A 25065-nucleotide genomic window follows, 5' to 3' on the forward strand; every position below is an offset into this window, starting at 1 on the left:
AGAATCTATTATTCTGTTTTTTCTAATTTAATTTTCTGTATTGATTCAACCAATTCGCCTGATGGACGGTAACCAACACTAACATTTTTAAGTTTATTTGCTGTTACTTCTTCTGGTGTTTCAGCGCCTTCGCTTTTTAGGCGTAAGGAAAATGTGCCTAAATCTTCTAGTTTTACCGCATTACCGCGCAGTAACTCTTCTCTAATAACGTCGGCTATTGTTACTAAAACGCCTCGGGCTTCAGCCTTACTCAAAGCTGTTTTTTCAATTATTGCCACTTCGAATTCGCGACGACCAATGGTTTCGTTTCTAACTTGTTGTATGTAATACTTAATATCCTCAGCATTACGAGGATTTTTTTTAGCTACTGATTTGTATTTCACTCCCATAATTTGTGTTTTTAAATGTTTGTAAAGTTTACTTGTTAAATAACTTGGCACAATACCTAAAATCACTAAACGCTTAGCAAAATGATATAATAACTATTATGCCCAGGCATTTGTAATAAACTAACGCCTCTTTGCTAGCATACCTAACGTTATAAAACACAACTTTATTATTCATCATAATAGTTTTTTTTATTATTGATAACAATACAATGCTTAGCAAAAAAAATGCCCTGCAATATTATTGCAAGGCATTGTGCTTTTATGCGGCCAGAGGCCTGATGATAACAACGAAACGCTTAGCTGATCGAAGGTTGCCATTCCTAAAAATCTACCTACTTATGAAAAAACTATTGTTCAGGTGCCGTTCCCTCTATTGTAATTATTTTTCCTGCTTCATCATATTCTAACTCAACTACCTTCATGCTTCTAAGCCATGTTTTTCCATTCGATGGCACACAATCGTGGTGAAACAAATACCATTTACCTTGAAATTCGCAAATGGAATGGTGGGTAGTCCAACCAACCACAGGTGTTAAAATAACGCCTTGGTAACGATATGGCCCATATAAGCTATCGCTTGTTGCGTAACACAATTTGTGTGTATTACCTGTTGAATATGAAAAGTAATACTTGCCCTTATAGGTGTGTAACCACGAGGCCTCAAAGAAACGTCGATCATGATCTCCTGCTGTAAGCGGATTCCCATTTTCATCGAGGATCAATAAATCCTTAGGTGCTTCTGCAAATTCAAGCATATCATCACTGAGCTTGGCCACTTTTGGGCACAAACTATCCTCCGCATCCTTTGGTTCAGCACCAACTTCAATGGCCTTGTTATCGCGATAACGCTGTAATTGTCCGCCCCAGATACCCCCAAATAAAATATAACGTTCATTACCCTCTTCAAAAACACAAGGATCTATGCTATAGCTACCTTTCATAGGGTATTCTTGTGGAATAAAAGGCCCTTCAGGTGTTTCGCTTACCGCTACTCCTATTTTAAAAATATCATTGTGGTCTTTGGCCGAAAAATAAAGGTAGTACTTGCCGTTTTTATGCGCCACATCAGAATCCCACATCTGGCGACTAGCCCAATCTACATCATCCACATCCAATATCACACCATGATCGGTAATTTCTCCATCAATGGTATCCATTGAGTAAGCATGATAATCGCGCATATTAAAATGATCTCCATTATCATTTTCGGCTACGCCCGATTCAAAATCGTGAGAGGGGTAAATAAATAACTTGTTATTGAAAACATGCGCTGATGGATCGGCTGTAAATAAGTCTGATACTAAATATTTGGCTTCTTTCATTATTGTATTTTTTGTATGTATTTCTCTTACTTAATAAGCCAAACGCATTACTGCAGCATAAGCAGGCTTTGGCTCGTTTTCTCTGTTGAATAATAAAGGATAATCTGTTCGTCCGTTTATTGGCCAGTAGTTACGCCAAGTTTGCGCATCGTTCACTCCCCAAAAAGTGATTCTAGAAATATGGTCTGAATGTCTGTTATAAATCTTAAATAACTTGGCATAATAATCGCCTAGTTCCGTTTCAAGATCATCGGGCAAACCATTGATATATGGGTTGTACTCAGGTTTATTGGCATACGATGTGCTTACGTCTGCTGTTAACTCTTCGCTAGGGAAAGGCAATACAGAAACATCTAATTCAGTAACCATTACCTTAATACCTAGGCTTGCAAATGTGTTGATACTGTTTTCTATTTCCTCAAAATAATCGGCACCCAAACCATAGTGAGCTTGCATTCCTACGGCATCAATTCTAATGCCCTTTTCTTGCAAACGCTTCACTAACTTTACTACCTCTGCTCGTTTTGCAGGTAAGTACATATTGTAATCATTATAGTATAACTCGGCATTAGGATCGGCTTCGTGCGCAAACTGGAAAGCTAATTCAATAAAGTCAGGACCTACAATTTGATGCCACAAACTCTTTCTTAAACCGCCCTCATCAAGCACTGCTTCGTTAACCACATCCCATCCTTTTACCTTGCCTTTATAGCGCGAAACTACGGTTTGAATATGCGTTTTCATACGTTGAATTAGCGTATCTCTGGTAGTTAGTTTCCCATCTGCATCATGAAACATCCAATCAGAAGTTTGGGAGTGCCACACTAAGGTATGTCCCACCATAAAAGCATTGTTATCTGCAGCTAGCTGAACAAGCTTATCCGCCAAAGCGAAATCGAATTTGCCTTGGTTTGGCTGCACTACTTCTGGTTTCATGCAGTTCTCAGCAACTATTGAATTAAATTGAGTTTTAACCACTTTTAAAGCGCTAGTGTCAGAACCTTCAATTTGCTCGGAGTTAAGTGCCGTTCCTATTAAAAATTTACTTTCATATGCTTTTGCTAAAGATAATTCTCTAAATTTTTTGGTATTCTCTGTATTTTGGTCACACGCAGTAAAACTGCATGCGGCAATTAAGGCTAATGATATATGTTTTATAGTATTCATTGTATTTTCTGTTTATAGATATTATTGAATAGTTTACTCATTCCGACGGGCTGCCAAATCCTTTTCTATCTCAACTTCTTTGGCTTTGTCAATCTCATAAAAAAACAAACAAGCAATAGCTAAGGCAAAGGTGATGGTTGGAAAAAGGCTAACGGATAACTGTATTCCTGAAATAGCACTATCCACTTGTACAGCCAAGCCTTCTTGATAACCAAAGGCGGCTAAAATTCCGGCTACTAAGGCACCGCCAATACTCAAACCTGCTTTTAATCCGAAAATCATGGCTGAGAATATAATAGCGGTGGCTCTACGGTTGTTTTTCCATTCCGAAAAGTCGGCAACATCAGCAATCATTGCCCACAATAGTGGAATAGTTATCCCATAGAAAAAGCCGTGTAATATTTGACTGATAAAGGTTATGGCGATGGCTTTGGGTGGAAAAAACCAAAAGGCGAACACGCAAAGAGTAGCCAATATTAATCCCACAATAAAAACATCGCGCTTGCCATATTTATCGGCCAGCGGTTTAGAAAAACCTATGCCTACAATCATAAAAATGATACCGCCTGCATTAAACAAACTGAAGGCAGATGTAACTGCATCATCGGGCCAATCAAAACCGGGCATACTCGTTTTTAATCCGGCTATCATGCCATTGAAACCAATATCATTTAAAAATGTATTTAGAGAGGCTGTATCTAAATAGTTATCGAAGTAATACACATACATTCCTCCCTTTAAGGATAGGGTAATAAAAATAAGAATGGTAACAAATAACATCACCAACCACGGTTTATTTTTACTCAAATCCTTGAGATCTTCTTTGAGCGATGATTTCTGTTCTTCCGTGGCAACAACACGTTCTTTTGTGGTGAGAAAAGTGATGATTAAAAACACAACTCCAACCACAGCAAAAACGCCCATTACCTTCTCAAAACCGAGGGCTTTATCTCCATCGCCAAATATCAGAACCAAGGGTAATAGTAGCGCTTGAATAGTAAACTGGGCGATCATAACAGCTACAAATCGGTACGATGAAATGCTATTTCGCTCGCTCATACTGCCGGTTATAACTCCACTTAAGGCTGAGTAAGGTAGGTTACTGGCCGAATATATTAACACCAATAAAATGTAGGTGATTAATGCATAGGCTATTTTACCCGAAGGACTAAAATTAGGCGTACTAAAAGCTAATAAGGCAAATACGCCAAAGGGAACTGCTGTCCATAAAATCCATGGCCGAAACTTACCCCAACGGGTATTGGTTCTATCGGCAATAGCGCCCATTACAGGATTGAAGAAAGCTCCAATCATTCCGCCAGCAAAAATAATAGCTGATGCTGATGCTGGCGGAATTCTATATACATCGGTATAAAAGAATGCCAGAAAGGTCATTAGTGTTTGAAAAATTAGGTTAGCTGCCAAGTCGCCAAGGCTATAACCTATTTTTTCTATTACAGATATTTTTTGCGTTGTATTCATAAAGAGTGAATTATTCCAAAATTGAATATTTCTGATAAACAGCGATATAGAATTTCATATTATATAGTATGCTGTATTGCAATATTGCATTGGGATTTCATCCCAAACCCTGACTTACTTTTCTTTCCTTAATGAAAGAAAGTAAGCAAAGAAAATCAAGGCTGCTTTTCTCAAAGCTTTCTTATTCACAACAAGGTTAAGTGCGGCCGAGTGATTTTCGAGCGAAGCTCTCAACTTCTCGGTCTTACTAAACCTTGTGGCAAAAAGAAAACTTTGAGAAAAAGAGGCCGACCACATAAGATACCTACCATCATTTCACTAATCCTTCTAGTACACCGTAATAGGCGTCTTTCTCTTCAAAATTATTGTTGTATAACAATGGCCAATCTATTTGCCCATGAAAATCTAAGAGCCACGATTCATTATCTTTTAAACCCCAAATGGTTAAAGCATATTTGTTTACAGTTGGTAATGCGGTATAAAGCTCAGCAATCTCTTTATATTTTGCTTTCAACTCTAAAGAACGTGCATCTGTAAGTGTACTTTGGTCGTTGTTAGGATTGGCACGTATATCAAGCTCGGCATAATGTACTTTTAAATTTCTATCGAGAATATCTTGTGTGGCATCCTGAATATCTTTTTTAGCTGGCCAATTGTAGGCGATGTGCATTTGATAACCTACTCCATCAATAGCTACAGAGTTGCTAATTAAATCATCAACCATAGTAAAAACAGCATCGCGTTTGGTTTGATCGCTGCACATATTGTAATCGTTGTAAAACAACAATACATCAGGATCGGCCTCGCGTGCCCACTGAAAACATTTAGAAATAAAAGAAGCTCCCATACGTTGATAAAAAACTGAATTTCGGTAAGTACCCGAACCATCGTTAAAGGCTTCGTTTACCACATCCCACGATGTTATTTTTCCTTTATATCTTGTTACAACCGTTTTCACATACTCTTCGAGCATGGTTTCAAATTCGGCATCCGTTCCCGAAAAATTCTCAACCCAATTGGGTGTTGCATTGTGCCAAACTAGGGCATGGCCATGTATGTTTAATTTATTCTCAACAGCATAATTAACAATTGCATCCGAAGCAGTCCAATCGTATACTCCTTCGCTAGGATACATGATGTTCATTTTCATTTCGTACTCGGCAGTAATACTGCTAAATTCGCGATTAATCACTTCGTGATGCATGCCCGTCATTCGGTTTGACTGAACAATTGTACCTATGAAAAAATCTTGAGTAAGCTCTTTTAATACCGAGCCATCAGGAATCTCAGTAGTAAGTGAAATCACCATTGAATTGCTCGATTCAGCAGTTCCGTTTACTGCACGTACGCGGTAATAATAACTGGTGCTAGGACTCAAGTTATCCACAACAGTGTAAATACCGTTAACGCTTAAGGCCTGATAACCTTCAACAAAACTTGTAAAATCAATATCGCTTGAAACATCAAGCACATACGATTGTGCATCTTTTACTCCGGCCCAGTTGGCCACAAAGGAGTTTTGGGTAATATCACTCGGATTTAATGCCAGAGGAGCTGACAAACTAGGTGTTGCATTGTCGTCACTACTGCATGACACTTGCATGAGAAGCAAAAATATTAAGCCGATTATATTTTTGAATAGAGCCATAATTATAACTTTTGAGATTCTTGTTTGATGAAAAATAATAACTCTTCAGTATAAAGTATTAAGACTTAAGTATAAAGACAATAGACCCTTACAAAACAAACATTTGTAGTATTCTTAATTATTCAACTTTGCTTACATCCTAATTAACGGAACTAAAAAGCCAAATGATAATTACCTATTTGTCTTATGTCTTTATACTTTTGTCTTATTACTAAACAGTTATAAAAATATAATCTACGCACTTACATTATCACAATGTTTTTCAGGATCATAAGGTTGTAAGCACGTAGATTATAGTTGAACCCCCTCGCAATCGTTACTGCAAGAGGGGTATTGAATTAATAGTATTCGTAAAAACGCATGTTATCAATGCGAACTATTGTAGGAACTGGTCCCCATTGGTTAATAGCAACTTTCACATAATTAATATTAGGACAGTCCATACTATGGGTAACATTACCTGGATCGTATCCTGCACCAAAGTCGTAACTAAGCATTTCTACCGTAATCCATTTACCCACTTCTTCAGCAGTAAAATCGTAGTTATGCGCCCAAACGGTGGTTCCATCATCAATCTGAATTTGCATTGTGCTTCCAGCAGGACTGGAGCAGTATACTTCGAAAACAAATTTCACTTTCTCCTGATTTGTTTCTGTTATACCAGGATTCATACCTGAAGTAGGCTCTGCATTACCCCATCCGTTTGAGGTAGAACCACTCCAAGTAAACTCGGCATAATTACCATCAAAACCATCAGCATCACTAAACACAACAGCATCGGTAATATCCCCATTGTTTCGCCAATCGTTAGTAGCATACATTCCACCGCCATCAAAATCGTTGTAACGATACACATTATAGCCCAAATCAACATCTAAGTTTTTAGTTGATGAGCCAATATTAGTAGTTACCACAACATCAGCAGGTTCTGCTCCTTCGGGTACACGTAACAATATTTGTGTTGAAGAAATATACTCGTAATCGGCAGGCTCGCCAGCAAAAGTAACGCTCTCAAGACCCATAAACCATTTCCCTACAATAACAGTACTACCACCAGCTTTGGGTCGCTCTGGTAAAAAACCTGAGATTTCAGGATCGGGTTGTAATATCTCAAAGTCTTGCATCACTTCTTTTCCATTTTTATTGATGAAATAGATTTTCTGCATACCTAGCTTACTACCCTTGGTTTCATCATAGGGCACTTCAAACATTATGGCTATTGATGAATTGAGTGCTGGATTAAAAACTACGTTAATTGAATCGGCATCCGTTACAAAAAGAACGCTATCCATTTTATCTAACTCAATACCTTCGGCAACTATTAAATCACCGGGATAACCTTGCGAAGCTGTTGATACATCCTTATTGGTAGAATTAACCACCGATATCTCTGGATTGTAAACCTCTTCTTTGGTACATGAAGTAGCCAAGAACATTGAAGTAACAAGGGCTACAATTAAATATTTATTCATATATCTTATCATTGCTCTGAAGTTTATTTGTTAAAATCGTATGGTACTGCCTCATCTAACAACAGTGGATTAATATCCGTTTCAACCTGAGGAAGCGGTAATAAAAAGTCGCTTTCTTTAGGCACTACAAAACGACCACCATCGGCACTCCCACTCTCTGGGTCATTTCTATCTGCTAGATAAGCTCTATCGGTATTTGATAAAATTTCAATGGCCTTAGCCCTGTCAATACGAGCCAAATCGAACCAACGGTCGCCACTTTCAATGGCCAACTCCATTCTGCGCTCTTGCAAAATATCATCTAAAGTAATTTCGGTTAAAGCAGGTAAACCCGCTCTGGCTCTAACCTTATTAATATCGCCCAAGGCAATGGCATCAGTGGTAGAAGTAGCTGTTCCTAATATGGCTTCTGCTCTTATTAAAAGCACCTCGGCATAACGCATAATATGCGTATTTACATCGGTATTCATAAAGTTAACCGATGGCCACTCCTCAGGAGAACCAACCACATATTTACGGTAACCTGCGTAGTTATTTGTAAGTGCATTTTCTACTAAAAATCCACCTTCTTTGGTTACCAACTCAGGATAAAAATTTCCTTTTTCCATAATAGTTGGCTGACGTCTTAAATCACCTTCCTCGTAGGCTCTAATGAAATCTAAGCAAGGAATAAAGGTTGCCCAACCATCGCCAACACCTGTTAACTTACTAGCTGCTGCTAAATAAGCTTGGTGCGTGTTGGTATAATACCAATGCTGACCTTGTGGAGGAGAAACCCACTGTAACTCAAAAACCGATTCGTTATTATTATCTGGAGTAACTCCATTTTTAGGCTGAAAATTATCGGAGTATTCAGGCATTAAAGAATATAATCCGCTGTTAATTACTAAATCAGCGTGCTCTTTTGCCTTAGCGTATTCGCCTAGTGTTAAATAAACCTCGGCTAACAAGCCATGTGTTGCACCTTTTGTGGCTCTACCAAGGTTGGCATCAGACCATTTAATAGGTAGTAACTGAGCCGCCTCTGCTAAGTCGCGTTTAATTAAGGTATAGATATCCTCAACATTATTTTTACGTACCACAACATCGGTACCGTATTGATTGATATCCTCTAAAATAGGCACAGCGCCAAAGGTTCGAACCAAGTAAAAATAAGCCAACGAACGCATAAATAAACCCTCGCCTCTCGACCACTCTTTTACTTCAGTAGTAACTGCCGGGCCTGCTTTATTTTCAACAATATCGAGCAAACTATTTGAATAGGCTATGACCGAAAATAATGATTGATAACCCTCTGTTGTAAACTGGTTGGCCGCGAAAACAGCAAACTTATTAAACTGTGCAATATCAACGTAATCGCCCGAAGCATTTCCGGCATACACATCTAAACAGATAACGAACTTTTCGTTAAACAGGAACCATGGTCTATTGTAAAGACTAGCCCCTCCGGTTAGCATTTGCGTATCATCATTGTAGTAATTATCAGTAGTTAACCTATCTTCTGGTGCAATCTCAAGAAAACTATCTGAGCAAGCTGTAGTAATAAACAACAGCATCAGTATTCCTAATATCTTATTTTTATTCATTTCTAAGATTTTTTAAAAGTTATCCAATGATTAAAAATCAAGTTTTAATCCTATCATATAGGTACGTGGCACTGGGTAACGTCCGTTATCTATACCTGCTAATAATGCGTTATTACTTTGTCCGCCAATATCAGGATCGTAACCTGTGTATTTAGTAAATGTATACAGGTTTTGAACTGTAGCATAAGCTCTTAAATTAGAGATAAAGCCAGTGCGTTTTAATAAAGACTTTGGTAATGAGTAACCTAACGTTATGTTTTGAATACGAAGAAATGATCCATCCTCAACGTATCGGTCAGATACCCTAGCATTAGCATTTGGGTCACCAGCAATATAGCGTGGCATATCCGTGTCAGTATTACTCGGTGTGTATCTATCAGCTACATTTACTGATTGGTTCCCAAACTGATCCGTCATACCTTCGGTAATTTTTCGAGTCCAGTTTATGATGTCGTTACCATAAGACCCGTAAAAAGACAGGGCAAAATCCCAGTTTTTATACGATAGGTTATTACTGAAACTGAAAGTAAAATCAGGATGTGGACTACCAATTATAGTGCGGTCGTCGTCATTAATTTCACCATCATCGTTCATATCCTTAAACTTAATATCTCCCATCCAAACACCGTTTCGTTCATCCATATCACCTTGGTAAGGAGAATTCTGAATTTCCTCTTCGCTTTGGAATAAACCATCGGTTACATAACCGTAGAATTGACCTACAGGATTACCTACTGATGTTTGTGTAACTGTTTGGTTAAATTGAATAACCTGAGTTATTGTGGCATTTTCATCGGCTAACTTTGTTAACTCATTTTTATAAGTTGACAATACAATTGCCGATGTCCATTTAAAACCACCAGGGTTATCGATATTAACTGTATTTAAAGAGAAATCGATACCTGTATTTTGCATCTCACCAAGGTTTACATATGGTGCAGAAAATGCCTCGCGACCATAATAATAAGCCATTGGTAACTGGTATAAGAAATCCTTCGATTTTTTAATATAGAAATCAGCATCCATATTAATACGGTTGTTGAAAAAGCCCAACTCAATACCAATATTCGATGATGTTGTGGTTTCCCATTTTACATCAGGATTGGCAATATTTCCGGGAATAAATGCAGGCCCATATGCTGATGTGATAGTATTTAAGGACTGCCCGTAAGCATAGGCACCAATATTTTGGTTTCCTACCTCACCATAACCGGCACGTATTTTAACCCAATCGAGCGTACCTTGCAGGCCTTGCATGAAGTTTTCTTCACTCATTACCCATCCTCCAGAGAATGATGGAAAATAACCCCACTTGTTATTCGGTCCGAAGTTCGATGAAGCATCAGCCCTAAACGTTGCAGTTAATAAATAACGGTTATTGAAACCATAATTGGCTCTAGCAAAAAACGATTGCATGGCCCATTGGTTTCTTAAGCTTGATGCTCCGGCAGTTTCTGAATCACCCAAAGCCAACTCTGTTAAGTCGTTTTGAATAAAACCACCGCGACTACCTTGCAATTGCTCCCAAGTAGAATGCTGTGCCTCATGACCTCCCATAACTGTTAAGTTATTTTTACCAAACTGGTTGCTGTAGGTTAAGAAGTTTTTAAATATCCAATAAAAACTATTGGTATTGGTTTTAAACGATGTTCCTAAATCGTTTACCTGATCGCCCAATTTATATACTGGATTGTACGATGACATTTTATTAAAATTGAAATCGTAACCCAACTCAGTTCTTAATTTCAGATTTTTAGTAAAGCTGATATCAGAGAATATATTTCCTAAAACCTTGTGTCTTTGTAGTTGCGACGAACGAATTTTAGACCAAGCTACAGGGTTATAACCACTCCCCGATCCAACTCCATCCTCGGCACTAGGTCCACCCCAGCTTCCATCGGAATATTTAACTGGTACTTCTGGTGATTGACGTAAGGCAGCCATAATAACACCGTCTTCCGAATCGTTATAAGCAATTAACTCATCACTCATACTAGCCGTTAAACTATTCCCGAATTTAAACCAATCGTTTACTTGGTGGTCAATATTTAAACGCATTGCAAAACGCTCGTAATTAGTATTTATCAATATCCCATCCTGATTAAAATAATTCAAGGATGAATACACCTTTGTTTTTCCGTTTCCTCCGGCAATAGACAATTGGTGGTTGGTAATAGGAGCCACTCTAAACACTTCGTTTTGCCAGTTGGTTCCAGGGCCTAATAACTCTGGTCGTAGAAAAGAGGCTTTTGGCTCTCCGCCTTCTTGTACCGCAATTTCGTTTAAATATTGTGCGTACTGCGGAAGGTCCATTACATCGATGGTTTTAGTAACTTCTTGGATACCATAATATCCATCGTAACTAATTGTAGATTTTCCATCTTTACCACTTTTGGTTGTAATTAATATTACTCCGTTTGACGCACGTGAACCATAAATGGCTGTTGCCGATGCATCTTTTAGCACTTCGATTGAAGCAATATCCGAAGGGTTTATGGTAGATAAGGCACTCACTTTAGTTTGTCCACTTTCTCCTCCCATTGAAGAAAAATTGAAACTATCGTTACCTGAATTACCGTCGATTGGCACACCATCCACAACATATAATGGCTCATTACTCCCTGTTAAAGAAGTAATACCACGTACACGAACAGAGATACCTCCACCCGGTGCTCCAGAGTTTTGTGAAATGGTTACACCCGACACTTTACCCTGCAAGGCCTGATCGATAGAAACCGCTGGTTGCTCTCCTAATTCATCGGCCTTAATTGAGCTAACAGCACCCGTTAAATCGCGTGCTTTAGTTGAACCGTACCCCACAACCACAACCTCATCTAAATCTTTAAGGTCTTCGCGTAAAGTAACATTAATGGTTGTTTGATTATTGATATCAATGGTTTGCGAAAGGAAACCAACAAAACTAAATAGCAATTGACTTGTGGATGGCGCTTCAATATTATATACCCCATCAATAGTTGTAATAGTACCTGTGGTTGTTCCTTTAATAGAAACATTCACACCTGGCACAGGTTCTCCTGTTTTATCAACAACTGTACCTGTAATTCGCATATTTTGTGCGAAAAGGGACATCTGCATGCAGATAAAAAAAGAGAGAATAATGCCTTTTTTCAAAAACTTAATCTTTTTTTTCATTTGATTAATTTTAGTTTGAAATTCACTTTTAAGCCGCACTCTTTGTGTGATGATGATTGAGATAAAAATGGCTCAACAATAGTGATTTGTAGTTTAAATTAATTGTTTACATGAGTATTAACTCATAATCTTCAGCACTTCATTGCACATTTAGTTACGCACTAGATTCTAAAATTTTCATGATTTTGGATTTAATAATAATGTGATTATAAGGTGCTTTTTACTTTTTATTTATTGGATACAACTCTCCCTCTGCAAGAGCAATAGCCACTTTTTGCTGCAATACATTTTGCTGTTTTAAGGCCTTTGGGTTGGCTTGCTGGCCTCCTACTGAAATCTGAATTGCTCCAGAATCGATGTAATATTCGTTATCGTCGTTTAAAATGGCAATATCCTTTGGCTGAAGGCTGAACTTGACATTTTTGGTTTCTCCTTTTTTTAGAGCAATACGCTTAAATCCTTTTAAACTTCGGATAGCCTTTTTTCCTGAGAAATTAGGGTGACTAACGTACAGCTGTATAACTTCCTCGCCATTATACTTGCCTGTGTTTGTTACATCCACACTAATTGGAATAGAATTACAAGGTTCTACCTGGGTTGGCACTTTTAAGTTTGAATATTTAAAAGAGGTATAACTCAAGCCATAACCAAAAGGATATAAAGCTTCGCCATTGAAGTAACGATAAGTACGACCTTCCATATTGTAATCATCGAAAGCTGGTAGATCTGTAACTGATTTATAAAATGTAACTGGTAATCGTCCGGATGGATTACAATCTCCAAATATGATATTAGCCAATGCCGTTCCTCCAGCCTGCCCTGGATACCAAGCTTCAAGAATAGCAGGTACATTATCGGCTTCCCAGTTAAACGCTAATGCACTGCCATTCATTAAAACAAGTACTGTCGGTTTCCCAATCTTCTGAATTTCTTTTATAAGCTCTGTCTGATTCTTTGGTAAACTAATATCAGTTCTATCGCCCTGTACAAAACCATCTACCTTAACGGGCATTTCCTCTCCTTCGAGCAAAGGACTTAGGCCCATACACAGCACAACAACATCCGACTGACTCGCCAATTGAATAGCCTCCTCTTTTAAAGTTGTACTAGGCTTTTCCCATAACAAACGTGCAATGGCCGATTCTGTTTTATCTTGCACATAGTCAACCTTTATGGCATAACTCTTCCCTTTTTCAAGCTGAATATATTCATATCGCTTTTGCGGATGATGCTCACTATTGTAAGAAATCAATTCTTCCTCATCAATGGTTAAACTAATGGTCGGAAACCCTTCAACTCCAATGGCATACTTACCTGTAAACTCAGGAATAATTACGCCTTCAAATCGCACACTAAAAGTATCTGCACTTAAGGCTGTATAAGGCGCTTTATCCCACCAATTAAAATCTATATTGGTTTCTATTTTTGTTACCTCAGCATTACCGCTAAAGGTTTTATTATTGTAATATGAACCGATTAGTCCATTCGACTTTTTATCCTTATTCGTAAATAAAACATCAGACGACATTGGGGTTAGTACTGGTAATCCCTCTGCTAATTGACAACCCGATGCATACTTAACTGTGGCAGTTGGTAGCTTAGCTTTGATACCTTTATACGGGGTAACGGGATTGGAAGCATAGCCATGATAATTCCCCAATAAAACATCTACTTCGTTGGCATTTGGACCAATTACGGCAACGCTTTTAACTTCCTTAGAAAATGGTAAGGTTTGTACTTCATTTTTTAGCAACACAATTGACTTTTGTGCTACATCTAAGGCCATCTGCTGATGCTTTTCTGAGTCAATTACATCTGTAGATATTTTTGAATAAACTACCTTTTCATCCTCATCAAACATGCCTAACTTAAAACGAGCAAGCAAAATACGCTTTAGCGAAATATCAATTTGTGCTTCTGTTACATAACCTTGCTTAACAGCTTCAACCAGTGCTGGGTATGAATCGCCACAGTTTAAATCGGTACCGGCCTTTAACGAAATGGCAGCAGCCTCAGCTTTGGTATTCACAATCTCGTGTGCATCTTTATCATAAAAATCGCGAACAGCCCAACAGTCAGAAACAATGTAACCATCAAATCCCCAATCGTTACGTAACAAGCCACTCAACTCTGTATTTCCACAGCATGGCATGCCTTCGTATCTATTATAGGCACACATTACGGAATATACTTTTGCCTCGTCAATTGCCATTTTAAACTGAGGGCTGTAAGTTTCTTTAAAATCGTATGACGATGGTGTTGCATTAAAGCTATGTCGCGTTGCCTCGGGTCCACTGTGCACAGCAAAGTGCTTGGCGGTGGCAATCAACTTATAATAGTTAGGATCGTTCCCTTGCAAACCATTGATGTAAGCAACCCCTAATTTACCTGTTAAATAAGGATCTTCACCATAGGTCTCCATGCCACGCCCCCATCTTGGATCGCGAAAAATATTAATATTAGGAGTCCAAAAACTTAAACCTTGATATATACCACGTTTGTTTTGTCGCTGAAAATGATGGTATTTGGCACGGGCTTCATCTGAAACCACATCAGCAACCTTAAACATGGTACTATCGTCGAACATGGCAGCCATTCCAATAGCTTGCGGAAAAACAGTAGATACACCTGCTCTACCAACACCATGTAGGCACTCATTCCACCAATTATATTCAGGTATATTTAAACGAGGAATTGCTGCCGAAGTATAAGATAGTTGAGAAACTTTTTCTTCAAGAGTCATCTCTTCAATTAACAGATCTGCTCTTTCTTCAAAAGACAAGGAAGTGTTGTTATTTACACATGAACTAATCCCTATTATAATAAGAATTAGAAATAAGTTTATACTACTTTTTGTACTGAATGCTATTCCCATATTCACAAAATTTATGATGGTTTTAATATCTTTCATTTATTTTACAATGAAGTTTTTTGTTTCACATCTCTTAACAAAAACTCATACCACAAATTTATACTAGGCAGCACTAACCACTATTTACAGGGGTTACATAAGCTTTCAAATTTGTAACACCACTTTACTATTTGTTACATAAGCTTTATGGAATGTAACATTTGAGGGTAATTGGGAATATTATGAGAATTAAAAATCTCAAACCAAGCGTTTTTTTATATTTTAGATTCGTTAACAAAAAACGCTACCTATGCGCTTGCACTTAAAATCTATATTCATAATCATTAGTCTATTTTTTACCTGCTCAATAACGAGTCAGAATAAGCGTTTTTTCGATTACAATCAGGGCTTATCAAATAGTTTAATAAACGATATTCATCAAGATCATTTAGGATTTATTTGGATAGCCACTGAAGATGGATTAAATAGATTTGATGGTATTAAATTCACAACCTTCACTAAAGAGAGCAATAATCTAAAAGCCAACTATATCACAAAAGTTAAAGAGGATACAAAGGGAAATTTGTGGGTAGGCTTATTTAATGGTCTATTAAAATACAATCATCTCAACCAATCTTTTTCTGAAGTAAAAATTTATATTGATGACCAACAAATACATCCATTTATTACCGATATCATTATAAGTGAAACACAAGATATTTGGATTGCTACTTCTGGATATGGTTTAATTCGAATACCCACTCAGTTAGGTCGACCTAGATATTCTACTCGATTTAACAACCGTTTTCCTAGTCTATTAATGCGCTCATTATTCGAAGATAGTGAAGGTATATTATGGATAGGAACAGATAATGATGGTCTTGTTAATTTTAATCCGAAAACCGATGAGAACGGTACCGTTGTGGATAAACAATCTGGTAAAGTTTTAAAGCATGATATCACATCTATATGCGAAGGTGAGGATGGCAATATATATGCCGGAAGTTTAAAGAACGGATTACTTAAAATAGATAAGCAAAACTTAACAGTTCAATATTTAGATAAAGCATCGGACATAGCGGTAAAAACAGTTTACCTCGACTCGAAAAATCAGTTATGGGTAGCTAGTGACGGAATGGGTTTATACCACCTAAATTATAAAAACAATAAACTGGTACCCTACTCGCCGCCTAGTTCGCCATTCGACTTCTCAAAAAGTAAGGTTCATAGCATATTAGAAGATAACAACGGCAATATTTGGACTGCTATTTTTCAAAAGGGCTTATTTCTATTTCCCGAGTCTCAGAATATTTTTAGTAATTATGGCTATAAAGCGTTTGGGGAGAACAGTATTGGTTCAAATTGTATTTCGGCAATTACAGGAGACAAAAACAACATTTGGATTGGAACAGATGGCGACGGCGTTTACCATTATGATTTAACAAAAGAAAAAGTAACCAATATACTATTAAGAAATAAAGGTAAGCTTGAAGGCAATAACATTTTTAGTTTTAAAGATGCAGCAAAATTCCTTTGGATAGGAACCTATTCTAGTGGTCTAATAAGACTTAATAAGGAAACAAAACAAACCAAATATTTTAAGCACGATACAAATAATCCTAAAAGTATACCAGCTGACATTATAACAGTAATAAAAGATGGAAATAATGAGGACTTTTGGTTGGCAACTTTTGGCGCTGGCGTTATAAACTTCAATCCTAAAAATGAAACATTCACAAATAAGCTTCCAGTATCTGACTCTCTAAATAATATTATACCCAAATGGGTAAACGATGTACATCTTGATAATAAAGGTCGTTTTTGGGTTGGCACATATGATGGCTTAGTATTAGTAGAACCCAAAACCGATAAGGCCACGTTTTTTAATGTGGATAATGAAAACATACCCAACAATGTGGTTTATTGTATTAAGGAGGATTACAAAGGGAATATTTGGACGGGTACTTATGGCGGTTTGGTTAAAATTAATCCGAATACTTTAGATTGTAAAACCTACACTACCATTGATGGCCTTGCTAGCAATGTAATATGTGCCATAGAAGAAGATGAATATTTTCAGCTTTGGATGAGTACCCACAAAGGTTTAAGTAGGTTGGATACTGGCAAAGAAGCATTTGTGAATTATTATGCTTCTGATGGTTTACAGTCCAACGAATTCTCTAGAAATGCCGTATACAAAACAGCAATAAACGAATTGTTTTTTGGAGGAATTAACGGCATTACCGAAATTAAGAAAGATTATAATACCTATAAAAACAAAGCCCCTAATGTGATTTTAACCGATTTTAATAAAAACAATAAAGCGGTCAATATTGGTGACAAATCAGGCAAATACAAAATTCTATCAGAATCTATCATATTAGAAGACACCATCCATTTAAATGAAAAGGATAATATATTTTCCATAGAATTTACCTCTGAAAACTTAGCCGGCCAATCAAGTATATCATATGAATATATGATGGAAGGATTTGATAAGGAATGGAACCAAAGTGATGCACAAAGTAGAAAAGCAAGCTATACTAATTTACCACACAACACCTATATTTTTAAAGTGCGCAGTATCAACAAAGATGCTTACTCTGAGCCTCGTGCACTTACCATTATAATTCATCCCCCATGGTACAAAACTACTTGGGCAAAACTATTATGGTTTGTAATAACAGCAACGCTTCTGTGGTTGATTATTGGCTTGTATAAAGATAAATTTAGACACATCGAGATTGAAAAATTGAATGATAAAAAAATGCAATTTTTCATTAATGTGTCACATGAAATACGCACGCCCTTAAGCTTAATTATTGATCCTTTAGATAAATTATTAGCGCAAAAAAGCAATGCAGAAACTATGCGACTTTATAGTATTATGCAGCAAAATTCAAATCGTATTCTTCGTTTGATAAATCAATTGCTTGATGTTAGAAAATTGGATAAATCGCAAATGCTGACTAAGTTTCAAAAAACAGAATTAAAAACTTACATCGAAAATATTACATCTTCCTACAATTATTTAGCAACGAGTAAGAATATTAAATTGTCGGTATTGAACGATTCTGAAAATATTGAGGTTTGGATTGATCCTCTTAATTTTGAAAAAGTAATTATTAACCTACTCTCAAATGCCTTTAAATTTACCCCCAACGATGGTAAGATAAGTCTAACAATTTCGCAATTTAAAGCAAACGAAAGAAGCTTTGCAAAAATATCGATACTCGACAATGGTATTGGGATAAATAAATCTCAACATGAAAAAATATTTGAGCGATTCTACCAGGTTGATTCGCAAGAAACCCGTAATAATGCGGGCACAGGCATAGGGCTGCACCTTTCCAGATCATTGGTTGAGCTGCACAAAGGTAGACTTTACATGCAGCATGGCGAAAATAATATCGGTTCTGAATTTATTATAGAAATTCCATTGGGCAATGCACATTTACCAAAAAAAGATTTACTTATTGATGATAATATAATTCCAACTCCCATACACCAACATATGCCTAGCAAACTAGTTGATGACAGAACTAGCGATACCAAAGCTAAAACGAATTACAAATTAATGATTGTGGAAGATGAATTGGAGATTAGAAACTACCTAATTAATGAGTTTTCTGAACGATATACCGTAATTGCATACGAAAATGGGAAACAAGCGCACATCAATATATTAAACGATAAACCAGATATTATAATTAGTGATATAATGATGCCTGAGATGGATGGCATTAGCTTTTGTAAAAAGGTGAAAAACAATATCGATACGAGTCACATACCTATTATTCTGCTGACCGCCTTAACCAAAGAAGAGGATAAAGCTGAAGGTATTGAAACCGGTGCCGATATGTATATGAGTAAACCTTTTAACACTTCATTCTTAAAAAAATCATTAACTAACTTACTTGAAAACAGAAGGCGCATTGCAACTAAAATTGAGAAAAAAGCAGAACAGTATACGGTTGAAGCTCCCAATATTAAAACTCACGATGAAATTTTAATGCAAAAAATAATGACCATCATAAAAGATAATATCTCAAATAGTGAACTTAATGTTGAAATGTTAGCCGATAGCGTGGGCATTAGCCGTGTACACTTACATCGAAAACTAAAAGAATTAACCAACCAATCTGCTCGTGATCTAATACGAAACATAAGAATGAAACAAGCCTCGTACATTTTAACCAATAAAAAAATGAATGTAAGCGAGGTGGCCTATGCCATTGGTTTTTCAAGTTTATCACACTTTTCATCTTCATTCAAGGCATACTATGGAGTATCTCCTAAGGAATACGTTGCTTTACAAAATAAGCAATCTAACAACCTAGATAGCCTGGATTTTACAAATGATTAAGGTTGCAAAACCCAATAAATACCGCCAAATATCATTTTCATAAAATCATCGTTTTTGTAACTCTCGGGCTTATGACCGAGGGCGGTATAAAAAACCCTAGCTCCATCAAACTGATGATACCAAGCAACAGGGTGGCTTTTGCCCATTCCTTTTAATGGGATATCATCATAACCTAAAGTGTAATTGTAAGAATCTTCATCAACAGTTAAAACCACATTTACTTTATCAGGATGGAATTCATTAAAATTATACCATTCATCACTCCAAACAAATCTTTTCGTCAAATGCAACACTGCAGGAAATTTGTCGTTATGTACATCAACAATTGCCGATTGAAACCTAGGATGATCGGTAAATGAACCGCCAATTAGTTGTGTAAACCACTTGTTCTTCACCTTACTATCCGAAGTACTGTGAATCCCCACAAAACCTACTCCTTTATTAATAAATTCCCTGAATTGATGAATTTGCTCTGTATTTAATAAATCTGTATTTGAATTAACAAAAACAACTACAGACACCTCTCCTAAATAGTCCATTAACTTAGCTGGTTCATCAGCCCACAACAATTGAAATTGATGCTTCTTTGATAACAATTTAAAAGCTTCTACTGCAGCAGGGATACTCTCTGAGTGCCACCGATCTGGTTGGGTATAAAGTAAGAGTTTAAATTGATCCTGTGCATTTATGAAAGTGGACATTGCAATAATTAAAATGAGTACTAGATATTTCATTGTTTCAATTTTATCTAGTTATTTAATAAGGTATGGTATATATATTCCCATGCCAATGAGGTACTATAAAGTGGCGGATAACTATAATCTTCCACCTCTGCAATTAAATATTGTACACCAGACTTCTCTGCATATTCAACATACTCTCTAAATGGAATCTTACCACTCTCTCCTAACTCTTTATAATCTTTTATATGCCAACTAAAAAAACGCCCAGGGTACGTGAAAGTAATTAACGGGATTGGCTCCACCGATATGCATCCAATATAAATCAGGCTGAAAAGCTACCAATTCAGGATTGGTATGCTCTAGAAAATAATTATAGATACAAACACCTTGAACATACCTAAACTCATCGGAATGATTGTGGAAAACAAACTGAATTCCATTCTTCTTACACATATCACCGATAGCATTGTAATAATCGCAAAAAAGCTGTAGTTCTGCCTGAGTACTAACTTGTTTTAATTGGTTATTTGAGGTTGATATATACTTAACCCCTGCCTCTTTGTGGTCTTGTATACATTTCAACCACCAATCCATTGTTGATTTCCAACCCCCATCCGTAGGCAGATCCTTAAAAGTCATTGAACCAACAAATTTCATTCCTACACTCTCAACTTTCTCTTTAAAATGATTGGGGGACATACCGTAGAACATCCCTTCTTTATAAACAAAAGTTTCTACATAGCTGTATCCCATTCTGCTCAATTGTAACAATGTATTTTCCGCATCAAGCAACATCTCATCATGTACAGAAACTAATTGAACTCCTATTTTTTTATCCTTTGGGTTTTGCTTGATATAACGTGTTTGCCACAGTCTTTTTTGTTCATTGTTAAAACCCTGAACCAAAACATCTGTATAGCTATTGAATTTAAAACTCACGTTCATTACGTCATTACCCAATAGGTCTTTATCAGACATCACCCAATCTGTTTCTGAAGTATATTTTCCTTTGCCTATAAAGCAACTTCCATCAGACCGCTGCCCCAAAGCAATAATAGTATCTGAGTTTTTATCGTAACTAATCATTTCAACCAATAGGTTTTGATACAAAGAATCTTTCAATTGTTCTACTACAACAAATAAGGACTTACTATCCCCGCTCACATTATTAAACATCCTTATACTTGGCTTAACTGAAATACTATCTGTGTTTGGGTGTATTGAACTATTCCAAGTACCAGAATATTGTCGTAACCTACTACTCTGATCTGAAAGATAATATTGTGCTAATATTGGTGAGAAGCACCAAATTGAATTAAAAAGAAGAGGAATATTTAAACACAGTAATACAAAGCTATATTTCATCTGATTTTATATTTAAAATTTTCAGATGCAATATAAGGTCACAAAATGATACAAATAATCAGATGTTACTAATTTGAAAGTAATGGTTACGGTGTTGAAATATTTTAGAAGTACACTCTAATTAAGGAAGATTATTCAACTCTATAAAAACAAAAAAAGCAGCTTCAAATTAATGAAACTGCTTTCTTACTTTTCGTCGGGGTGGAGAGATTCGACCCCAAGCCTGCAAAAGCTTATATTTCAATATAATTAAAGAACACCAACTTGGCTTACTCCCGAATAACTCACCATCAATTTGGTTGATATTGGTTTGTTTTTTAATGCTTTGATTATTACAAAGATACAAAAAAACATTGCTTTAGTAAACCAATTCGACGCAAAATTTATGATGATAAACATTTAGCTTAACTACATTATTTTTGTACGTCTTGTGATAATTTATAGTAATACAATTTGTACACTTATTGCTTCTGATTTGTTTCCTGCATAATCTTCACAATAAACACTTAACAAGTAATATCCTGGTTCTGCTGGGGGAACATCCTCACTGAAAATTGGTTCTTTATCCAAAGTAAATGATTTGCCGTCAAGAGCTACTTTAAACTGTTCTGGACTCCACGCTGGATCACCAATACCATTAGATGATTTAAGCTTTGATAGATTAAATACCGCCTCTTTTAGCTTTTCATTATCTGTGAATACACCAGTGTAAACAATAGTGCTACCTGTCATAAATTCTTGATTTAACAGAGGGAGAGTTGGCTCTTCAACAATTGGCTTAATATCATCTACAGGATTCTGTTCGTTCTTATCTTTACAAGATGAAGACAACAAACAAATGCCTAAACACATTAATAAATATTTCAACATTCTTATTTTCATTGTGTAGAATTTTATATTGGCCCCTGAACTTAAGATTTCAGGGGCTAATAAATATATTATTTAATCACAAAATTCAGTGCTCCTTCAAAATCAACAGAAGAAGTTCCTATTTCTAAAACATAAGAATTTTTATTAACCTCAAACATTTGTTTATCGACATTCCAATAGCCTAAATCTTTAGTGTTAAATTTTAAAGTTTCGGTTAGCGATTCGCCTTTTTTCAGGTTTAAACGTTTAAATGCTCTTAGTCTACGTTTAGGTTGATCTTTGTTATGCTTTGATTCTCTAACATATAATTGCACTACTTCGTCTCCATCGTAATCACCAACATTCTCGATAGTAAATGTTACTTCTACGTCTTCTTCGGTATTAAAAGAGTCTTTAGAAATACGAATATTTGAGAAGTTAAACTTGGTATATGATAAACCATAACCAAATGGGTAAAGAGCTTCTTTCTTAGAGTACATATAGGTTCTACCATTGCTTACATCATAATCATCTATTGATGGTAAATCGTCGAAAGATTTTACAAATGTAATTGGTAGTTTACCTCCTGGATTATACTTTCCAAAAAGCATATCGGCCACAGCCAAACCACCTTCTTGTCCTCTATACCATGTTTCAATTACAGCAGGAATATTTTCTTTAATCCAATTTACTGCCACCGGACTACCATTCTGAAGAATAACAATAATATTAGAATTTACTTTCGCAATTTCTTTTAATATCTCTAACTGATTTGCAGGAATACCAGCAAACTCACGATCTGTATGATGCTCGTGTTCGTGCTCATAATTTAAGCCTAAGGATGCAATTACAATATCAGACTTTGCCGCTGCAACAGTTTCTGAATCATTGCTAGTTTCTCTGCCTTCATAGTCCCAGAAAAGAGAAATCTCTGCATCACCCGTTCCATCAAAATACTCAACAACCACTTCATACTTTTTAGTGGCATCCAAATTTACTTTATAGCTATTGGCTTTGGCTCCATGAGAATTCCAATCGTCAATAATCATTTTACCATTAATATACATTCTAACACCATCGTCACTTACTGTTGTAAATGTATAATTACCTGATTTAGGTGGCACAATTGAGGCAGTCCAACGAACTGAAAAGTGATCGTAGGGCATGCCATCAAAAGGACTATACCCTCCCCAATTAAAGCTAATTTCCTTATCCTTCTTAACTTTTAATGGAGTTCCTTCAAGATTGCTATTGTTAAAATATTCAGCATCCCAACCAGCTAAACCATCTGCACCTCTGGTTACAGTATGCTGAACGCCTAAAATGGTTCCTTTTTCACTTTTTTCCCAAGGAATATGATTTACTGTAATATCGTCACCACACATTAACTCTATTCCTTCTAATACAGAGTAGGCTCTTTTAGGTGTACCTGAGTAAATACCATGATATGTATCCGTTGCATGTGGGCCAACAACTGCAATCGATTTAATATCATCCTTATTTAAAGGAAGTAGTTTTTTACCGTTTGCTAAAGTCTTATTCTCTAATAGCACATATGATTCACGCTCTAGTTTGCCTGAAAGCTCAGCATGTTCAGGACTACACATTTTTTCAAATGGGATATTGGCAAATGGAATTCTTTCTACAGGATCGAATTGACCAGTCTTAAAACGAACTCTTAATATATTTCTTAAACGCTCATCAATTAATTCTTCAGTAATTAAACCTTGTTCAAGAGCTGCAGGAATATGATCACGGTAAATAGGTCCTAATTCCATATCTGTACCACTCTTTAGTGCCAAAGCAACAGCCTCTTCAAAAGTATTGGTTAGCTCATGGCCTTCGCTGTCCATAACAATAGTTCCTTTGTTTAGTAGACGAACTCCATCACCATCAGAAACAGTATAACCATCAAAACCCCACTCGCCGCGTAATACATCTTTCAATAAAAATGGATTAGCACAACCCGGATCGCCATTGATAGCGTTATAAGAGCTCATGATACTTTGCGCATTAGCCTCAACAATTGCTGCTTTAAAAGCAGGCATATAATACTCACGCAATGATTTCTCAGGAATCTCGGCGTTTAATGAGAATCTACCAACTTCCTTATTATTGGCAATATAATGCTTTGGTGTAGCCACCGTCATTAGGTAATTTTCGTCATAACCTTGTAAACCTTTAATAAATCCTACTCCCATTCTACTAACCAAGAAAGGGTCTTCACCAAATGTCTCTTGAGTTCTTCCCCAACGTGGATCACGTGCTATATTTAAATCGGGGCTATAAAACGTTAATGGACCTGACACATTAAAACCGGGTAAGGTTGGACCTCCATGGTATTGCGCTCTTGCTTCAATAGCCATAGAATGTGCTGCTTGTTCAACTAAAGCAGGATTAAAAGAACTCGCCATACCAATATTAATTGGAAAAACCGTGGCGTTGTTTTCTCTCGGATATGCTAATCCGTGTAATGCTTCGCCACGCGGCCAACTTGGTATACCTAAACGATCAATATTTTGAGTCATATCAATCATTAGGATTGCTTTCTCCTGCAAAGTTAATCTACCAATTATATCATCTAAACGCTCCTCTAAAGGTAAATCAGGGTTTCGAAATGGATATTCATATTTATCGCAACTTTGCAATAAAAAACTAATACACGCTGCTAGTATAAAAATGTATCGCATGTTAATTGTATTTTTCATATAGTTGTTCTTTTGTTTTAGGGA

General features: G+C 36.5%; 15 protein-coding genes. 1 reads left to right on the forward strand and 14 read right to left on the reverse strand.

Annotation, left to right across the window (positions count from 1 at the left end; genetic code table 11):
- Positions 1-8 precede the first annotated feature (8 nt).
- The 9 genes from QMO11_RS13175 to QMO11_RS13215 all read right to left on the reverse strand — a co-directional run bounded on the left by QMO11_RS13175 (position 9) and on the right by QMO11_RS13215 (position 15130).
- Positions 9-389 (reverse strand): HU family DNA-binding protein, encoded by a 381-nt coding sequence (locus tag QMO11_RS13175; RefSeq protein WP_282037708.1) that lies wholly within the window; start codon positions 387-389, stop codon positions 9-11.
- A gap of 347 nt (positions 390-736) precedes the next feature.
- A complete protein-coding gene (locus tag QMO11_RS13180) occupies positions 737-1711 on the reverse strand; it encodes a glycoside hydrolase family 43 protein (protein WP_282037709.1) in 975 nt (324 codons plus the stop codon).
- 30 nt (positions 1712-1741) lie between these two features.
- The gene (locus QMO11_RS13185) at positions 1742-2878 is read right to left on the reverse strand and encodes an endo-1,4-beta-xylanase (RefSeq protein ID WP_282037710.1); all 1137 of its coding nucleotides are present in this window, start codon (positions 2876-2878) and stop codon (positions 1742-1744) included.
- 33 nt (positions 2879-2911) lie between these two features.
- Complete coding sequence (locus QMO11_RS13190) at positions 2912-4360, reverse strand: MFS transporter (RefSeq protein ID WP_075602017.1); 1449 nt, start codon at positions 4358-4360, stop codon at positions 2912-2914.
- Between the two features lie 310 nt (positions 4361-4670).
- Complete coding sequence (locus QMO11_RS13195) at positions 4671-6008, reverse strand: endo-1,4-beta-xylanase (RefSeq protein ID WP_282037711.1); 1338 nt, start codon at positions 6006-6008, stop codon at positions 4671-4673.
- Positions 6009-6346: 338 nt separating this feature from the next.
- Complete coding sequence (locus QMO11_RS13200) at positions 6347-7480, reverse strand: hypothetical protein (protein ID WP_282037712.1); 1134 nt, start codon at positions 7478-7480, stop codon at positions 6347-6349.
- A 23-nt stretch (positions 7481-7503) separates the two neighbouring features.
- Positions 7504-9066, reverse strand: a complete 1563-nt coding sequence (locus tag QMO11_RS13205) for a RagB/SusD family nutrient uptake outer membrane protein (RefSeq protein ID WP_282037713.1) — start codon at positions 9064-9066, stop codon at positions 7504-7506.
- Between the two features lie 30 nt (positions 9067-9096).
- Positions 9097-12219, reverse strand: coding sequence for a SusC/RagA family TonB-linked outer membrane protein (locus QMO11_RS13210; protein WP_282037714.1), 3123 nt, complete (start codon positions 12217-12219; stop codon positions 9097-9099).
- A 220-nt stretch (positions 12220-12439) separates the two neighbouring features.
- A complete protein-coding gene (locus tag QMO11_RS13215; protein ID WP_282037715.1) occupies positions 12440-15130 on the reverse strand; it encodes a glycoside hydrolase family 3 C-terminal domain-containing protein in 2691 nt (896 codons plus the stop codon).
- 250 nt (positions 15131-15380) lie between these two features.
- Between QMO11_RS13215 and QMO11_RS13220 the strand changes: the two genes are divergently transcribed.
- Positions 15381-19436, forward strand: a complete 4056-nt coding sequence (locus QMO11_RS13220; protein WP_282037716.1) for a hybrid sensor histidine kinase/response regulator — start codon at positions 15381-15383, stop codon at positions 19434-19436.
- Here the strand turns inward: QMO11_RS13220 and QMO11_RS13225 are convergent.
- The 5 genes from QMO11_RS13225 to QMO11_RS13245 form a co-directional block, all read right to left on the reverse strand.
- Positions 19433-20170 carry a ThuA domain-containing protein gene (locus tag QMO11_RS13225; protein WP_282037717.1) on the reverse strand — a complete coding sequence of 246 codons (738 nt, stop codon included), beginning with the start codon at positions 20168-20170 and terminating at the stop codon, positions 19433-19435. The genes QMO11_RS13220 and QMO11_RS13225 overlap by 4 nt on opposite strands.
- A 14-nt stretch (positions 20171-20184) precedes the next feature.
- Positions 20185-20421 carry a hypothetical protein gene (locus QMO11_RS13230; RefSeq protein WP_282037740.1) on the reverse strand — a complete coding sequence of 79 codons (237 nt, stop codon included), beginning with the start codon at positions 20419-20421 and terminating at the stop codon, positions 20185-20187.
- Complete coding sequence (locus QMO11_RS13235; RefSeq protein WP_282037718.1) at positions 20372-21484, reverse strand: sugar phosphate isomerase/epimerase family protein; 1113 nt, start codon at positions 21482-21484, stop codon at positions 20372-20374. The genes QMO11_RS13230 and QMO11_RS13235 overlap by 50 nt, the downstream gene beginning before the upstream one ends.
- Positions 21485-21922: 438 nt before the next feature.
- Positions 21923-22366: a hypothetical protein gene (locus QMO11_RS13240; RefSeq protein ID WP_282037719.1), complete on the reverse strand. Its 444-nt coding sequence runs from the start codon at positions 22364-22366 to the stop codon at positions 21923-21925.
- A gap of 56 nt (positions 22367-22422) precedes the next feature.
- Positions 22423-25041 carry a glycoside hydrolase family 3 protein gene (locus QMO11_RS13245; protein ID WP_282037720.1) on the reverse strand — a complete coding sequence of 873 codons (2619 nt, stop codon included), beginning with the start codon at positions 25039-25041 and terminating at the stop codon, positions 22423-22425.
- Between the last annotated feature and the right edge of the window lie 24 nt (positions 25042-25065).

It is taken from the genome of Saccharicrinis aurantiacus (assembly GCF_947489045.1).
Classification (GTDB): domain Bacteria; phylum Bacteroidota; class Bacteroidia; order Bacteroidales; family Marinilabiliaceae; genus Saccharicrinis; species Saccharicrinis aurantiacus.

What these genes read in the sequence shown, in the direction of transcription:
- QMO11_RS13175 (WP_282037708.1), bottom strand. Translation starts at nt 389, where the DNA reads ATGGGAGTGAAATACAAATCAGTAGCTAAAAAAAATCCTCGTAATGCT.
- QMO11_RS13180 (WP_282037709.1), bottom strand. Translation starts at nt 1,711, where the DNA reads ATGAAAGAAGCCAAATATTTAGTATCAGACTTATTTACAGCCGATCCA.
- QMO11_RS13185 (WP_282037710.1), bottom strand. Translation starts at nt 2,878, where the DNA reads ATGAATACTATAAAACATATATCATTAGCCTTAATTGCCGCATGCAGT.
- QMO11_RS13190 (WP_075602017.1), bottom strand. Translation starts at nt 4,360, where the DNA reads ATGAATACAACGCAAAAAATATCTGTAATAGAAAAAATAGGTTATAGC.
- QMO11_RS13195 (WP_282037711.1), bottom strand. Translation starts at nt 6,008, where the DNA reads ATGGCTCTATTCAAAAATATAATCGGCTTAATATTTTTGCTTCTCATG.
- QMO11_RS13200 (WP_282037712.1), bottom strand. Translation starts at nt 7,480, where the DNA reads ATGAATAAATATTTAATTGTAGCCCTTGTTACTTCAATGTTCTTGGCT.
- QMO11_RS13205 (WP_282037713.1), bottom strand. Translation starts at nt 9,066, where the DNA reads ATGAATAAAAATAAGATATTAGGAATACTGATGCTGTTGTTTATTACT.
- QMO11_RS13210 (WP_282037714.1), bottom strand. Translation starts at nt 12,219, where the DNA reads ATGAAAAAAAAGATTAAGTTTTTGAAAAAAGGCATTATTCTCTCTTTT.
- QMO11_RS13215 (WP_282037715.1), bottom strand. Translation starts at nt 15,130, where the DNA reads ATGAAAGATATTAAAACCATCATAAATTTTGTGAATATGGGAATAGCA.
- QMO11_RS13220 (WP_282037716.1), top strand. Translation starts at nt 15,381, where the DNA reads ATGCGCTTGCACTTAAAATCTATATTCATAATCATTAGTCTATTTTTT.
- QMO11_RS13225 (WP_282037717.1), bottom strand. Translation starts at nt 20,170, where the DNA reads ATGAAATATCTAGTACTCATTTTAATTATTGCAATGTCCACTTTCATA.
- QMO11_RS13235 (WP_282037718.1), bottom strand. Translation starts at nt 21,484, where the DNA reads ATGAAATATAGCTTTGTATTACTGTGTTTAAATATTCCTCTTCTTTTT.
- QMO11_RS13240 (WP_282037719.1), bottom strand. Translation starts at nt 22,366, where the DNA reads ATGAAAATAAGAATGTTGAAATATTTATTAATGTGTTTAGGCATTTGT.
- QMO11_RS13245 (WP_282037720.1), bottom strand. Translation starts at nt 25,041, where the DNA reads ATGAAAAATACAATTAACATGCGATACATTTTTATACTAGCAGCGTGT.